The organism is Streptomyces sp. NPDC050703 (assembly GCF_040654435.1).
GTDB lineage: Bacteria > Actinomycetota > Actinomycetes > Streptomycetales > Streptomycetaceae > Streptomyces.
The window spans coordinates 1-14,932 of sequence record NZ_JBFAHX010000071.1 but is presented as its reverse complement, the minus strand read 5'-3'; the positions used below and the strand labels follow the sequence as shown (position 1 = coordinate 14,932).

The window sequence follows — 14,932 nt, the reverse complement described above, 5'->3', positions numbered from 1 at the left end:
CCAGCCAACTCGCCAGACCCAGCCCTTCCGGCACCCCCAGCCAACTCGCCAGACCCAGCCCTTCCGGCACCCCCAGCCAACTCGCCAGACCCAGCCCTTCCGGCACCCCCAGCCAACTCGCCAGACCCAGCCGTTTCCATGGGACCAGCCGATCTCCTAGGCCCAACCGATCCCAGGGGCCCAGCCGATCCCGTGAGCCCAACCGACCCCGAGGGCCCAGCCGACCCCAGGGACCCAGCCGATCCCGTGGGCCCAGCCGACCCCGAGGGCCCGGCGCCCTCACGAAGCAGCCGCTCATGCAGGGCCCGCAGCTCGGGGCCCGGATCGGTTCCGAGGCCCTCGGCCAGGGCGCGGCGCGTATCGGCGTAGGCGGCGAGGGCGTCGGCGCCGCGCCCCGCGGCGCGCAGGGCGCGGATCAGCAGGGCGTGCAGCGACTCGTCGTACGGCCGGTCGGCGGTGAGCTGCCGGAGCTCCGGTACGACGTCGGAGGCCCTGCCGAGCAGCAGGTCCGCCTCGATGCGCGCGCGGACGGCCTCGGTGCGCCGGGCCTCCGGGCGCGCCGCGGCGCCGCGGTCGGGCAGGTCGGCGAGGGCGGGGCCGCGCCAGAGGGCGAGCGCGTCGCCCAGGGTGCGGGCGGCCGACTCCGGGTCGGCGCGGTCCAGCGCGGCCCTGCCCTCGCGCGCAAGCCGCTCGAAGCGGTGCAGGTCGACCTCGTCGGGGGCGACCGCGAGGCGGTAGCCACCGGGGCCCGAGGCGACGGCGTCCTTGCCGATGGCGCGGCGCAGGCGGCCGACCAGCGCCTGGAGCGCGGCGGGGGCGTCGGCCGGCGGATCGTCCGCCCAGACCTCGTCGATGAGGGAGCCCACGGGAACCGGGCGGTCCGCGTGCAGCGCGAGGGCGGCGAGCAGGGCGCGCAGCCGTCGGCCCCCCACGCTCAGGGGGACGCCTTGCTCGTCGTACGCCTCGGTGGCGCCCAGGATTCCGTACCGCACCGGGTCATTCTCCCCGCACGGCGACGACAGGGCGCGGGGGTTTTCCGGCGCGGCGAGCTACGAAGCGGGACGTCGGCCGCCCTCGCGGCCCGAGACGGCCACGGCCCGGGCAGCCGCCACCCCGCGGCCCCGACAGCCACCGCCCGCCAACTGCCGCCCAGCGGCCCGACAGCCACCGCCCGGCAGGCGCCCCCGGCAGCCGCCGCCACGCGCCAGTTACCGCCCGGCCCCTAGCGCCCCTCTCCGCGGAACCACACTCCCCGTCGGAACGGCCCGCTGACGTGCCGGAGTTCCCGTCCAGCACGTCCCTCTTCGCGACAGGAGCCTCCGCAGCCAGAGTTCGGTGGAGACCAGCTCGGCCAGGCCGTCCAGCGGGAGGGGTTGCCCCTCGGCGGCCTCGCGCAGGGCCTTGCGGACGACGCGGGCCTCGACCAGGCCCGCCTGGGCGAGCAGCGGGGTGTCGAAGAGCGTGATCAGGTCGTCCACGGCGGTGCGCAGGCCGGTGCGGGCGGCCGCCGCGTTCGGGGCGTGGGACGGGGCGCCCCAGCCCGGCGGCAGGTCGGCGACGCCCGCGCCCTCCAGGACCGTGCGCAGGATCGCGGCCCGCGCCCCCGGCTGGACGCGCAGCGCCTCGGGAAGCGCCCGGCACGCGCGTACGACCTGATTGTCGAGGAAGGGCGCGTGCAGCCGCTGGAAGCGGACCTCGGCGGCCTGTTCGAGGATGCGGAACTCCGCGGCGTGCCGGGCGAGGGCGGCCCGCGCGCGGAACTCCCCGGGGCGCTGTCCCGGACCGCCCGCGCGCAGGGTCGTGTCGTTCAGACGAACCGATACTTCAGCGAGGGCCTCGCCGGTCAGCCAGCGGGCGGCGGGGCCGGGTCTGGCCCAGCTCAGGGCGGCGAGCGAGGCGCCCACGGCCCCGCCGGGCTCGTCGAAGCGCCGGTGCAGGAGCCTCTCGGCGAGGGAGTCGATGCCCGCGCGGTGCGGCGTACGGGCCAGCTTGCGCGCCGCGCCGTACACGCGCGCGGGGACCATCACCGAGCCGTCGGCCTTGGTGAGGGCGGCCACGGGGCGGACCAGATGGCGGCGCTTGCGGTCCATCAGGAGGTCGGCGAGGCGGGCCGGATGGGCGTCGAGCACCTGCCGCGCCCCGTAGCCCGTGAAGTGGTCGGCGCTGCCCGACGAGAGCCGCGCGCGGTGCCGCTGGGCGGTCACCAGGGTGGCGCCCGGTTCGTCCGTCAGGGGCCCGTCCAGGTCGGCGTAGGGCAGCGTGTCCTCGCCCGCGGCGACGACGACGTGGTGCAGGCGCGGATTGGCCGCGATGGCCCCGGCCCTTTCGAGCTCGGCCTCGCGGCCGTTGACGGCGAGGTCGTTGAACGTGACGGCGAGGAGCCGCTCCCCGGCCCCCGTGCCGTGCCCGAGGACGGTGCCCGGCATGCCGGGCAGTCCGGCGGCCAGGAGGGCGAGGGTGCCCGAAGCGGGGCCCCCGGAGAGGTCCGCGCCGATGCCGGGCACGGGCATGCCGCGCGCGGCGCGCCGCTCGGCGGGGCCCATCCCGGGCACCGGGCCGGGGTCGATGTCCGTGCCGGGCACGTGGCGCGGGGCGGTGAGGCGGGCGCGCACCGCTTCCACGAGGGCGTCGCGCACGCCGTCGACTGCGCTGTCCGCGTCGGCCGCGGGGGCGGCCACGGCGAGCGAGGCGACCGGGTCGTACCCGGCGATCTCCCGTGCGCCCGCGCGCAGGATGAGCGCGTGCCCCGGGGGCACACGTCGCACGCCCTGGTAGGGCGTCGAGTCGTGCAGTGCCTCCGGGACGTCGGGGGCGGCGAGCAGCGCCGCGAGGTGGCCGATGTCCAGGTGGGCCTCGATGAGGTCGGCCAGGGGGAGCGCCGCGGTGGCGTAGGCCGTGCCGCCGGCCCAGGGGGCGTGGAAGACGGGGCGCGCGCCCGCGAGGTCTCCGGCGACCATGAGGCGGCGGCCGACCTGGACGACGGCCGTGTAGCTGCCGGACCAGGCGGTCAGATGGCGCAGGGCGCCGCCGCGCGCGGAGAGGAGGCCGGCCCGCAGTTCGTCGTCGGAGGCGCCGCAGGTACCGAGCACCGCGATGCGGGTCTGCTCGTCGGCCGTCACCGTCCGTACTTCGTCGGCCCGCCAGTCGCCGACCGCCCAGAGCGGATCGGGGTCGCCCCACAGGAGTTGGGAGCCGACGGGGCGCACGGCCTCACCGTCGTCGCCGGTGGCTCCTGCCGATCCCACGACCGAGGGCCTCGCGGCGGTACTGCTCCACCCCACCAACCACCGCATCGCTGCCTCCACAGGCTGTGGACGGGGCCGTCGGCGGCGTCCGTGGGGCGCGGCCGACCAATGCACCGAAGAACTGGAGTCCCATGCTGCCACGAAGGAGGCGCGCGAGAGGGCCCGCGTGGCCGCTTGTGCGGCGGTGAAATGCACTCCAGGAGGGCGGTAGTTGAAGCGCTGAACTTCGATCCTCTTCTTGTAGGGGTCCGGGCGTTCGGAGCGCCCGGCTGCCGCGCGGGCGAAATGCCCGTTCTATCCTGGGAGTGGTTTTCGGCCAATTCGGCCAGGGATGAGCCCAGCGGGGAACCGCCCGCGGACAACACACAGCCCGGGAGGCGGTGTTCACCTCCCGGACCGGTCCGCCGCCCCGCGGGGATGGAGGCGGCGGTGTCCCCCAGCCCACTGACTCCAGCGCAGCGGGCCGACCCACGCACCGCCAATCGAAGCGCCCCCGCCATGGCCGGAGAAGAGCGCACACGCAGGCGCACGGCCACACACCGGGAGCACGCCCCAAGAGCCGCGCGCCCTCGCACGGACAACAATCCCGCCATCCGGAACTGGGCCTCTTAACGCTTGGGAGGCGGCGAACTACGCTGTGTGTGCTGATGTTTTCGCGGAGGCATATACCTGGAGGATCGGCCAAACGCTCATGCGGCGGCCGATCCGGCCACGACCCCCGGAGCTCGGGCTGCGGTGCCCGATGTCCGACACGCGGAGGTCGCGTCCACGGGTGCCCTGCCCCGGCGGAACGCAGCACGAATGCCGTGCGGTCCAGCCACCGCCCGGCAGCCGTCTGTGTCGAGGGGTGGCCATGTCCAGGGAGCAACGCGGGCCGAACGAAAAGCTCGGCACCGTTCTCGCCCTCGCGGGAATCAGCAACGCGGGCCTCGCCCGCCGGGTGAACGACCTGGGGGCGCAACGCGGGTTGACGCTCCGTTACGACAAGACGTCGGTGGCCCGCTGGGTGTCCAAGGGCATGGTGCCCCAGGGCGCCGCCCCGCATCTGATCGCGGCGGCCATCGGACAGAAGCTCGGCCGCCCGGTGCCGCTGCACGAGATCGGCCTCGCGGACGCCGACCCCGCCCCCGAGGTGGGCCTCGCGTTCCCGCGCGACGTGGGAGCGGCGGTCAAGTCCGCCACCGAGCTGTACCGCCTCGACCTGGCGGGGCGCCGCGCGGGCACCGGCGGCATCTGGCAGTCCCTGGCCGGCTCCTTCGCCGTGAGCGCGTACGCGACGCCCGCCTCCCGCTGGCTCATAACCCCGGCCGACAGCTCTGTCGCGCGCGACGCCACGGAGGACGTGCCGCGCGACGCGGCGCAGGCCGACGACAGCGGCGCGCCGATGAAGGTCGGCCACAGCGATGTCCTGAAGCTACGGGAGGCCGCGGAGGACGCGCGCCGCTGGGACTCCAAGTACGGCGGCGGCGACTGGCGCTCCTCCATGGTGCCGGAGTGCCTGCGCGTGGAGGCCGCTCCCCTCCTCCTCGGGTCGTACTCGGACGAGGTCGGGCGCGCCCTCTTCGGAGCCTCCGCCGAGCTGACCCGGCTCGCCGGGTGGATGGCCTTCGACACGGGCCAGCAGGAGGCCGCCCAGCGCTACTACATCCAGGCGCTGCGGCTCGCCCGTGCCGCCGCCGACGTCCCCCTCGGGGGGTACGTCCTGGCCTCCATGTCCCTCCAGGCGACCTACCGCGGCTTCGGCGACGAGGGCGTCGACCTCGCGCAGGCCGCCCTGGAGCGCAACCGCGGGCTCGCCACGGCCCGCACCATGAGCTTCTTCCGCCTCGTCGAGGCACGGGCACACGCGCGTGCCAACGACGCGCAGGCCGCGGGCGCGGCGCTGCGGGCCGCCGAGGGCTGGCTCGAACGGGCCCGCGACGGTGACAACGACCCGTCCTGGCTCGGCTTCTACTCCTACGACCGGTTCGCCGCGGACGCCGCCGAGTGCTACCGCGACCTGAAGGCTCCCCGGCAGGTCCGCCGCTTCACCGAGCAGGCGCTGTCCCGCCCCACGGAGGAGTTCGTGCGCTCCCACGGCCTGCGCCTCGTCGTCTCGGCGGTCGCCGAGCTGGAGTCCGGCAACCTCGACGCGGCGTGCGAGCAGGGCACGCGCGCGTTGGAGGTGGCCGGGCGCATCTCCTCCGCGCGGACCACGGAGTACGTGAAGGACCTCCTGCACCGCCTGGAGCCGTACGGGGACGAGCCCCGCGTCGTCGAACTCCGCGAACGGGCCCGCCCCCTCCTGGTGGCCCCGGCATAGCCTGGCGGGGCGCCTTGAGCGGGGGTGCGGGGTGGTCCTTGGGGTGGCCGGCCGGACGCCTCCTGCCCGCGGCCCGTCGTACGGGCCCTTTCGCCGCGACGGCCTTCCACCCGCCGTGCACCCGGCAGCAGCGCAGAAGCCCGCGGCTGGGGCTCCTACGGCACATCCGCACCGCAGAGCGACAAAGCCCCCCACCCTCCCCGCCCGGGGGCCGGGCGAGGCCGAGCTGTGATGGAGGATTACGGCCCCACAGGTTTGGGGGCGATGTCAGTGGCGCAGGGCAGTATCTGTGGTGGGAGGTGAGGCGCGGTGAAGAAGCTCGCGTACGACTGCGACGTACTGGTGATCGGCGGTGGAATCGTCGGCCTGGCGACGGCGTATGCCCTCACGCGCTCGGCCCCCGGCATCAGCGTCACGGTCCTGGAGAAGGAAGAGGGCCCGGCCCGCCACCAGACGGGCCGCAACAGCGGCGTGATCCACAGCGGAATCTACTACCGCCCCGGCTCGCTCAAGGCGAGGTACGCCGTCCGCGGCGCCACCGAGATGGTGGAGTTCTGCGCGGAGCACGGCATCCCGCACGACGTCACCGGCAAGCTGATCGTCGCCACGGAGCGCGCCGAGCTGCCCCGCCTGCACGCCCTCGTCCAGCGCGGCAGGGAGAACGGCATTCCGGTGCGCGAGCTGGGCCCCGCCCAGATCACGGAGTACGAGCCGGAGGTCCGCGGCCTCGCCGCCATCCACGTCGGGACGACCGGCGTCTGCGACTACGGCGCGGTGGCGGAGCACCTGGCGAAGACCTCCGGCGCCGAGATCCGCTACGGGGCGGGCGGCGACGTCGTGCGCGTCGACCGCCGCCCCGACCTCGGCGTCGCCGTGCGCACGGCCGACGGAGCGGTGGTGCGCGGCAAGGTCCTGGTGAACTGCGCGGGGCTGCACTGCGACGAGATCGCGCGGCTCACGGGCGACGACCCGGACATGCGGATCGTGCCGTTCCGCGGGGAGTACTTCGAGCTGGCCCGTCCCGAGCTGGTGCGCGGCCTCGTCTATCCCGTGCCGGACCCGGCCTTCCCCTTCCTCGGCGTCCACCTCACCCGGGGCATCGACGGCGGCGTCCACGTCGGTCCCAACGCGGTGCCCGCCCTGGCCCGCGAGGGCTATGACTGGTCGGTCGTCCGCCCGCGCGAGCTCGCCGGCACCCTCGGCTGGCCGGGTTCCTGGCGGATAGCCCGCCGCCACTGGCGGTACGGAGCGGGTGAGCTGCGCCGCTCCGCCTCCAAGGCGGCCTTCACCGAAGCGGTCCGCAGGCTGCTGCCCGCCGTCAGGCCCGAGGACCTGGTGCCCGCCCCTGCCGGGGTCCGCGCCCAGGCGGTCCTGCGGGACGGCACGCTGGTCGACGACTTCCTGATACGGGAGGCCGCCCGCACGGTCCACGTCCTGAACGCTCCCTCCCCCGCCGCCACGGCCTCCCTCCCCATCGGCCGCGAGGTCGCGGGCCGGGCGCTGGCCGCGCTGCGGGACGGGGACGCCTGAGCGAGCGGGCCCCCGGGGCCCTCGGCCGCTGGGCGCGGTGGCTCTGGTCGGGCCGGGTCGGGGGCGGGGTGGTCCGCACGGCTGCCGGGGTGCGGGGCCTCGCTGAGCCGACCGCACCGCCGGGTCCGGCATCCCCGTAAAATTGGCGCACTGTGTCTGAGTCACCCCACACCCCCGAAGCCCCCGGCGTCCGCGAAGCCTCCCGGGCCGCCGAGCCGGCCGGAGCCGCCGGCGCCCCCGAGGCCACCGAAGCCCGAGAAGCCGCCGAGCCGAGCGAGGCCACCGAGCCGGCAGGAGCCGCGGCCAAGGCTCAGGAGGCCGTCCGGGCCACGGGCGGCCCGCGGTCGGCCCGGCCCCAAGCCGCCCCCCGCTTCCCCGGCGGCCCGTCCCCCGACCCGGCGGGTTCGCACCACGAGCGGCGCATCCGCAGCTTCCAGCCGCGCCGGAGCCGGGTGACCACCAGCCAGGGGGACGCCCTGCGGCGGCTCTGGCCCGTCTGGGGCCTGGACATCGACGGGCTGCGCACGCTGGACCTCGCCGAGCTGTTCGCAGAGGACGGCAAGCCCTCGGACAGGCCCGTCGTGCTGGAGATCGGCTTCGGCATGGGCGAGGCCACCGCGCAGATGGCCGCCGCCGACCCGGACACCGGCATCCTCGCCGTGGACGTGCACACCCCCGGCCAGGGCAACCTCCTCGGCCTCGCCGAGCGCAACGGCCTGACCAATGTGCGCGTGGCCAACGGCGACGCGATCATCCTGCTCCGCGAGATGCTGCCGCCCGCCTCCCTCGACGGACTCCGCGTCTACTTCCCCGACCCCTGGCCCAAGCCCCGCCACCACAAGCGGCGCCTGATCCAGCCGGACTTCCTGACGCTGGCCGCGCCCTCCCTCAAGCCGGGCGCGATCCTGCACTGCGCGACCGACTGGGAGCCGTACGCGGAGCAGATGCTGGAGGTGCTCACCGCGCACCCCGACTTCGAGAACACGCAGCCCGACGGCGGCTACGCCCCCCGCCCCGACTTCCGCCCCCACACCCGTTTCGAGGGCCAGGGGCTGCGGAAGGGCCACGTCGTGCACGACCTGCTGTTCCGCCGGGTCGCCCGCCCGGAAGCCACCACTCCGGAGGACTGACCCCCACTTCCGCGCCCCGGTGTCCGAGGCACCGTCGCGGCCACCCCCGTCCCTCGTTAGGGTCAACGAGTGGCCACCACCTCTGCGTATCCGATACCCCCCGAGGCGCCCGCCCCGGGGGAACTCCGCCGCGTCCGCTGGTGGCAGCGGCGGGCGATACGCGCGGCCGGGCTCGTCATCCTGCTCGCCCTCTCGGGGCTGGTGATCCTGGCCCTGGTCAGGGAGCAGACCGGCACCGAGGGCTTCCTCGTGGGGCTCGGCCTCGCGACCGTGCCCGTGCCGCTGCTCGTCGCCGCGTTCCGCTGGCTGGACCGGGTGGCCCCAGGCCCCTGGCGGAACCTGCTGTTCTCCTTCGCCTGGGGGGCCTGCGCCGCCGCGCTCATCGCGATCGTCGCGAACAGCTTCGCGATCCGCTGGATAGCCACCGCCACCGCCGACCCCACCAGTGCGGACACCCTCGGCGCGACCGTCATCGCGCCGATCGTCGAGGAGTCGGCGAAGGCCGCGGCGGTGCTGCTGGTGTTCCTCTTCCGCAGACGTGACTTCACCGGCGTCGTCGACGGCATGGTGATAGCCGGGGTCACCGCGACCGGCTTCGCGTTCACCGAGAACATCCTCTACCTCGGCAACGCCTTCGTCACCGACCAGCTCAGCCACGACAGCGGCCTGGCATCCGTGACGGCGGCGACGTTCTTCGTGCGCGTCGTGATGTCGCCCTTCGCGCACCCCATGTTCACGGTCCTGACCGGCATCGGCTTCGGCATCGCGGCGTTCTCCGCGCAGCGCCTGCGGGTGCGCCGCGTCCTGCTCCCGCTCACCGGACTGATCCTCGCGATGGGCGTCCACGCGCTGTGGAACGGCTCGGCGGTCTTCGGGCAGTACGGCTTCTTCACCGTGTACGCGCTCTTCATGCTGCCCTGCTTCGGCCTGCTCACCTGGCTGGCCATCTGGACCCGGCAGCGCGAGCTGCGCATGATCCGCGCGGAGCTGCCCGTCTACGTGGCGGCGGGCTGGCTCACCCCTCCCGAGCCGTACGCGCTCGGCTCGATGCGCGCCCGCTCGCTGGCCCGCGACTACGCCGCGTACACCTGGGGCAAGGCCGCGGCCCGCACGGTCGCGGAGTACGAGATGTACGCGACGTCCCTGGCGTTCCTCCGCCACCGGGGCCGCAAGGGCCGGGCGGGCGCCGACTTCGTCGCCCGCGAGCGGGAGCTGCTGCACAGGCTCTGGGAGCGCCGCGAGCCCGCCCGCCCCGCGCTGGCCTACGCGGCCCGCGCGACGGCACCGGTCCCGTTCGCGGGCCCGTACGGGCCTTTCCCTTACGGACAGCAGCCCCAGCCGTACCCGGTGGCACAGGCGTATCCGGCAGCACAGTCATATCCGGCGGCACAGCCGTACAACCCGTACCGCACCTGACCCGACGGCCCGAGGCGCCCAGGGCGCCCGGGGCTCCCGGGGGCGTCGGCTCGGGCTCTCAGGGGTTGAGGCCCTTGCCCTGGAGCCAGGCGAGCGGGTCGATGTTGGCGCCGCCCGCGGTGTGGACCTCCATGTGGAGGTGCGGTCCGGTCACGTTGCCGGTGGCGCCGACGCGGCCGATGACGTCGCCGGTGCTGACCTTCTGCCCGGCGCTGACGCTCATCGAGGACTGGTGGCAGTACCAGATCTCGGTGCCGTCATCGAGTTCGAGGACGGTGCGGTAGCCGTAGGCCCCGGCCCATCCCGCCTCCTTGACGGTGCCGGTGTGCACGGCCTTGAGCGGGGTGCCCGTCGGCGCGGCGAAGTCGAGGCCGGTGTGGTGCCCGGAGGACCACATGGAACCGGCGTCACCGAAGTGCGAGGTCAGGGTGTACGAGGAGGTGGGGATCGCGAAGCTCTTGGCGAGCTTGGCCAGGCGTTCGGCCTCGGCCTTGGCCTTGCGGGCCTCCTCCTCCTTCTTCTTCTTGGCCGCGGCCTTGGCGTCGGCCTCGCGCTCGGCTTCCCTCTGTTGGGCGGCGGCCTCCTCGGCGGCCTTCTTGACGGCGGCCTCCTCGGCCGCGGTCCGCACCGCGTCGTCGGCCTGGCTCTGCTGGTTCTCGGCCTGCTGCATGATGCGGGCGCGCAGCGCCTCCCCCGCGTCGGTGGTGCCCTGCCGGGCGTCCGCGGAGCTGACACCGGCGGCCGTGAGCGGGGCCGCGGCGGTGACGGCGTCCGTTCCGGAGCCGGAGCCGGCGGAGTCGTCGGAGATCAGCGAGCCGACGCCGGGGAGGGACGTGGCCTCGGGCAGCGAGTCGGCGACGGCACCCAGGTCGGGCATCGATATGGAGACCGGCGGCTTGCCGTCCTGCGCGGTGGCGATGCCGCCCGCGCCGACGGCGGCGATGACGCCGACTCCCAGGACGGTGGAGCTGCGGGCGAGGCCGCCGCCGCTCTTCTTGTGCACACGGTGCCTGCCGCGGACGGGACGGACGGACTCCTCGGTGGGATTCCACTCTTCCCAGGGCTGCTCGTCGTACCCCCGGACATCAGGGTCGCTCGGGAGGTACGCGGCTTCTGGGGCAGGCCGGTTGGACGCCACTGGGGCGCACTCCTTTCCTTCCTTCTCGCCTACCGGGTTAGCTGACGGGTTCGGAGCAGGAAGGTCTCCTACGAACATCTGGCATGGAGGCACAGATGCCCGATTCACCCCAAGTTGGTGGTTCCCCGGCTCCCTTGCGGGATTAGGCGCGTGCGCACGGAGCCGCCTCTAGTGACGGCTGGGACGACCGCGCTGCGTTATCGAACGTTAATAGACAGCGGGCCCGTATTCCAAGCTGTTCCTGTTGATTCTTCTCGCCGACGGGGTATGAGTGGGCCGCGCGTATGGGGACACCGGGGCAGGGATCGGGGCGAGTTGACCGTGAGTCGGCGCGCGCCGGGACTCCGCCACCCCTTGACGGTGTGTCAGTTGTTATGCGGAGGGGTGCAGTTCGGTCACGCGCTGTGACACTCTTTCGACGCCAGTCTCCGCGCCGGTGCCCGCGGCGGTCTACGTGCCGGCGTCAGGGTCCCCCGGCGCGGGCCGCCGCACCGCGAGCAGTGCCAGGTCGTCCGTCGCGCCGCCCCCGGTGTGCCACCGCACCTCCTGTGTGAGCGTGGCGAGCAGCGCCTGCGGGCCCCTGCGGCCCGGGAAGATCCGCCCGCCGAGCCGGGTGGCGGGGGCGTAGAACTCCCCGGCCTCGTTCCGCGCCTCCGAGAGGCCGTCCGTGTAGAAGAGCAGCATGGCGCCCGGCGGGAACTCCGTCTCGTCCGCCCGGTCCGGCCAGGCCCCCAGCGAACCCATGCCGAGCGGCAGCGCGGGCTCGGTCGGGGACAGCACGCACAGCCGCCCGTCGCCGCGCAGCAGCAGCGGCTCCGGGTGGCCCCGGTTGATCAGGCGTACGCGGCCGTCGCCGTGCCCGATCTCCGCGAGGACCGCCGTGGTGAACCCCTCGAAGGCGTCGAGGCCGTCCCGCCGGGTGCCCTCACGGGCGAGCGCCCGCTCCAGGCGCTGCGCCACCGCCTCCAGGGTGGCCTCCTGCTCGGCGGCCTCGCGGAACGCGCCGATGACGACGGCGACGGCCGCGACCGCGCCCATGCCCTTGCCGCGCACGTCCCCGACGATGAGCCGTACGCCGTGCGGGGTGTCCTGCACGGCGTACAGATCACCGCCGATGAACGCGTCGGCCTGCGCCGCCTCGTACCGCGCCGCGATGTCGAGGCCGCCGATACGGGCGTCCGGCTCCGGCAGGACCGCGCGCTGGGCGGCCTCGGCGATGGAGCGGGCGGTGGCGAGCCGGTCGTTGCCGCGGCGCACGACGCGGTTGATGACGACGGCGAAGACGGCGACGGTCACCACGGTGAGCAGTTCGGTGACGGACTCGACGTGGCCTGAGGAGGAGTTGCGGTAGTGCAGCAGGAGGACGGCGATGGAGGCGGCGGCGCCGGTCAGGACGGTGTTGAGCAGCGAGTAGAAGGGGGCGGCGATCAGGGGCGCGGCGGTGTAGAGGGGAGCCGCGGTGAACTCCGTCGGCGTGGTCACGTCGTACCCGATGCCGACGATGAGCAGCAGGAAGGGCAGGGCGCGGACGAAGGCCCACTCGCGGAGGGTGGCCCTGCTGCCGTTCGGCCCCGGACCGGACCGGCGCCCACGGCCGGGCCCGTCCGTCCCTCCTCGCTGCCCCACCGCTCGTCTCCCGCCGAATCCGCGCCCATCACCGCGCTGCACCTGCCCAGGCTTCCCGCAGAGCGGTGCGGATGCGACTCGTGTGGGCCGAACGGGTCACGGCGTCATCGCCCTGAGGGGCCCGCCCCGGGAAACACGTAGATCCGGGAACACGTAGATCCGCGAAAACACTCCGGTCCAGGAAAACACTCAGGGCCGGGAAGCTGATGCTTCCCGGCCCTGAGTCTTCAGTAGCGGGGACAGGATTTGAACCTGCGACCTCTGGGTTATGAGCCCAGCGAGCTACCGAGCTGCTCCACCCCGCGTCGGTAAACACAACTCTACGCCATCCGAAGGGGTGCGTCGAACCACTTGCGCCCCGCCCCCACTCCGCCCCCGCCCCGGCACCGCCGAGCCGTCGGGCCCGGCCTCACGGAAACCGTCGCCACACCGGACACCCCGCGCGGGCCGACGAGCACCTGATCGGGCGGGAGATGAGCGGTGGCTGACGAGCCGACACTCGGCGAGGTCGTCCGGCGGTTCGAGGACCGGTTCACAGATGTCCGCGACGACATGCGGGCGGCGAAGCACGGGGCCGACGGCGAGCCCACACCGCAGGCCGCCCTCGACGCCACGCGACGCCAGTACTGAAGGGGCCCCACCGCCTTCAGGCGGTGGGGCCCCTTCGTCATGCCCGAGGTTCAGCCGCCGAGCGCCTCTGCCCCGTGTGCGCGGGCGATCTCGTTGATCCGCGTCGCGAGATCGAAGTCGGCAGCAGTCAGCTTGTGTCCAGCATCGTGGGTCGTGATCGCGAAGCGGACCGTCCCCCACCGCAGGTCAATGTCCGCGTGGTGGCCGATCAGGCGTTCCACGTCGGCGACGTGCACGATCATCGCGACACCGCCGTGATAGCGAATGCCGAACGTGCGTGTGATCTCGTCGCCGTCGCGGCGCCACCCCGGGATCTCCCGAAGAGCCTCCACGATCTCCTGCTCACTCAGCGGAACCGGTCCTTCTGGCACGTTCAGCTCCCCTCCATGACGGGCGTCAGAACCTCGGTGAGGTCCCGGCCGACCGGGGCATCGTGCCACGGCCGCATAGCTCGTTTCAGGGTGCCCAGCTCCCGTCGCATCCGCGCTGACCGCGTCTCGACGGCAATCTCCGACACCGTGCGTGCGATCTCCAGCGCCTGATCCGGCTCGCCCGCAACGGCTGCCGCGGTGGCGTGCCTGGCCATGTAGACGCCGCGGTCCCGCCGGGCCGTCCCGGGGACGATGCCGAGGACCTGCGTCCACAGGTTCCCCGCTTCAGCGCCGAGGCCGAGACGGCCGTAGCACGTGGCGCGCTGCACCTCCAGGTAACCGGGTGTACGTCGGCACGCGTTCCCCCAGGGCAGGTCGTCGTCCACGCGGGCAAGCAGGCCCTCGGCCCCGTCGAGAAGCTGGTCGACGGCCGTGCGGTCCCCGGTCAGGCTCGCTCCGTGTGCCTGCTGCTGCATCGCCATGATGCGGACCTTCGGCACCAGGCGCCCCGGGTCTTCCAGGGCTGCCTCGCACAGGTCGATGACCGCGCCCCCATCACCCAGGTCGGTGCGTACCTGCGCCTGGTTGACGAGGGAGTAGCCGATCAGGTGCGGGTCGCGGGAGCGCATCGCTATCTCCTGCGTGACGCCCCGCCAGAACGCGGCCCCGTCCATGTCGCCGGCGTCCTGGTAGAGCCAGCCGACCAGCGCTGAGTACGCGGCGCCGATACGCAGCAGTCCGCGCCTCGTCTCGCCCGTCGCGGACCGGACCAACTTGTCGATGAGCTGGTACTGGGCGGAGACGGTGCCGATCAGGTCGTGCGGGCCGAGCAGCATGTCCGCCCGGTAGTGCCCCTCCAGCTGCTCCTGGAAGTAGCCGATCAGCGCAGGGTCGACGTGCTGAGGTGCGACGGGGGCGGGCATAAGCGCGGCGGCGGTGACGGAGACGAACGCGCGACGGTTCATCTGGTCCTCTTCTTGGTGCTCGGGCCGAATCCACCCCGCGGGCGTGGTGAAGCCGAGGTCTTCAGGCCAGCGGCCGAGCGCGTCGTGGAGAACGAGGGCCGTCTCTTCCGGCGGCCAGCCGGGACGCGCGCCTTCCCACCGGCGCCATGTGCGTGCGGACACCGTGAACTGCCGGTCGCCGAGCAGCTGCTGCCCGTGGGCGGTGATGCACTCGGCGGCCCCCTCGATGGTGCGCCACCCGGCGCGGAGCCGGGCGGCCCTCAGCGCGTCGTTGCGGCCCATGGGGACAGTGTGAGGTGCCATCGCGGGTCTCTCCGGTCATGGCCGCTACGTGGCCGCAGATGGCCACAGGACGGCCTAGTTCCCGTTCTGCGTGCGGAAGCATCATCCTGCTGTGACCACGAGACGTACATCGAACGCAGCAGACGTCATCCCCTTGGACGTGCCACCTGCCGACGGCTTGTCGCAGGCCCAGGTCTGCGGCCGCGCCTGCGTCTGGTGTGCAGTCGTCCTCGACAACACGACCGCCATCGACCTCGGCGCACGCGAGATCGACGCGCACGGCAGCGTCACCCGCTG

At 73.9% G+C, this 14,932-nt stretch carries 10 protein-coding genes, 1 tRNA gene, 1 pseudogene and 1 riboswitch; of the genes and pseudogenes, 5 read left to right on the top strand and 7 right to left on the bottom strand.

Annotation, left to right across the window (positions count from 1 at the left end):
- Positions 1 to 284 precede the first annotated feature (284 nt).
- Positions 285 to 992, bottom strand: a pseudogene (locus tag AB0I16_RS34765) (AfsR/SARP family transcriptional regulator); the annotation flags it as partial.
- 216 nt (positions 993 to 1,208) lie between these two features.
- Positions 1,209 to 3,293 (bottom strand): asparagine synthase-related protein, encoded by a 2,085-nt coding sequence (locus AB0I16_RS34760; RefSeq protein WP_363253671.1) that lies wholly within the window; start codon positions 3,291 to 3,293, stop codon positions 1,209 to 1,211.
- A gap of 805 nt (positions 3,294 to 4,098) precedes the next feature.
- On the opposite strand from AB0I16_RS34760, the gene AB0I16_RS34755 reads away from it, so the two are divergent.
- The 4 genes from AB0I16_RS34755 to AB0I16_RS34740 all read left to right on the top strand — a co-directional run bounded on the left by AB0I16_RS34755 (position 4,099) and on the right by AB0I16_RS34740 (position 9,623).
- Positions 4,099 to 5,547, top strand: a complete 1,449-nt coding sequence (locus tag AB0I16_RS34755; protein WP_363253670.1) for an MFS transporter — start codon at positions 4,099 to 4,101, stop codon at positions 5,545 to 5,547.
- A 309-nt stretch (positions 5,548 to 5,856) separates the two neighbouring features.
- Positions 5,857 to 7,077 (top strand): L-2-hydroxyglutarate oxidase, encoded by a 1,221-nt coding sequence (lhgO, locus tag AB0I16_RS34750; RefSeq protein ID WP_363253669.1) that lies wholly within the window; start codon positions 5,857 to 5,859, stop codon positions 7,075 to 7,077.
- A gap of 152 nt (positions 7,078 to 7,229) precedes the next feature.
- On the top strand, positions 7,230 to 8,207 hold the full coding sequence (trmB, locus tag AB0I16_RS34745; protein WP_363253668.1) for a tRNA (guanosine(46)-N7)-methyltransferase TrmB: 978 nt from the start codon (positions 7,230 to 7,232) through the stop codon (positions 8,205 to 8,207).
- Positions 8,208 to 8,300: 93 nt separating this feature from the next.
- Entirely contained in the window at positions 8,301 to 9,623 is a 1,323-nt protein-coding gene (locus AB0I16_RS34740) for a PrsW family intramembrane metalloprotease (RefSeq protein WP_363253676.1), read from the top strand.
- A 58-nt stretch (positions 9,624 to 9,681) separates the two neighbouring features.
- Here the strand turns inward: AB0I16_RS34740 and AB0I16_RS34735 are convergent, their stop codons facing one another.
- The 3 genes from AB0I16_RS34735 to AB0I16_RS34725 form a co-directional block, all read right to left on the bottom strand.
- Entirely contained in the window at positions 9,682 to 10,761 is a 1,080-nt protein-coding gene (locus AB0I16_RS34735; protein WP_363253667.1) for a M23 family metallopeptidase, read from the bottom strand.
- An 11-nt stretch (positions 10,762 to 10,772) separates the two neighbouring features.
- Positions 10,773 to 10,920, bottom strand: a riboswitch (cyclic di-AMP (ydaO/yuaA leader).
- A 291-nt stretch (positions 10,921 to 11,211) separates the two neighbouring features.
- Positions 11,212 to 12,387 (bottom strand): PP2C family protein-serine/threonine phosphatase, encoded by a 1,176-nt coding sequence (locus tag AB0I16_RS34730; protein WP_363253666.1) that lies wholly within the window; start codon positions 12,385 to 12,387, stop codon positions 11,212 to 11,214.
- Between the two features lie 231 nt (positions 12,388 to 12,618).
- A tRNA-Met gene (locus AB0I16_RS34725) sits at positions 12,619 to 12,692 on the bottom strand.
- A 175-nt stretch (positions 12,693 to 12,867) separates the two neighbouring features.
- On the opposite strand from AB0I16_RS34725, the gene AB0I16_RS34720 reads away from it, so the two are divergent.
- Positions 12,868 to 13,017, top strand: coding sequence for a hypothetical protein (locus AB0I16_RS34720; RefSeq protein WP_363253665.1), 150 nt, complete (start codon positions 12,868 to 12,870; stop codon positions 13,015 to 13,017).
- 50 nt (positions 13,018 to 13,067) lie between these two features.
- On the opposite strand, the gene AB0I16_RS34715 is transcribed toward AB0I16_RS34720, so the two are convergent.
- Together AB0I16_RS34715 and AB0I16_RS34710 are read right to left on the bottom strand one after the other, a co-directional pair.
- A complete protein-coding gene (locus tag AB0I16_RS34715) occupies positions 13,068 to 13,388 on the bottom strand; it encodes a 4a-hydroxytetrahydrobiopterin dehydratase (RefSeq protein WP_363253664.1) in 321 nt (106 codons plus the stop codon).
- 2 nt (positions 13,389 to 13,390) lie between these two features.
- On the bottom strand, positions 13,391 to 14,635 hold the full coding sequence (locus AB0I16_RS34710; RefSeq protein ID WP_363253663.1) for a Twin-arginine translocation pathway signal: 1,245 nt from the start codon (positions 14,633 to 14,635) through the stop codon (positions 13,391 to 13,393).
- Between the last annotated feature and the right edge of the window lie 297 nt (positions 14,636 to 14,932).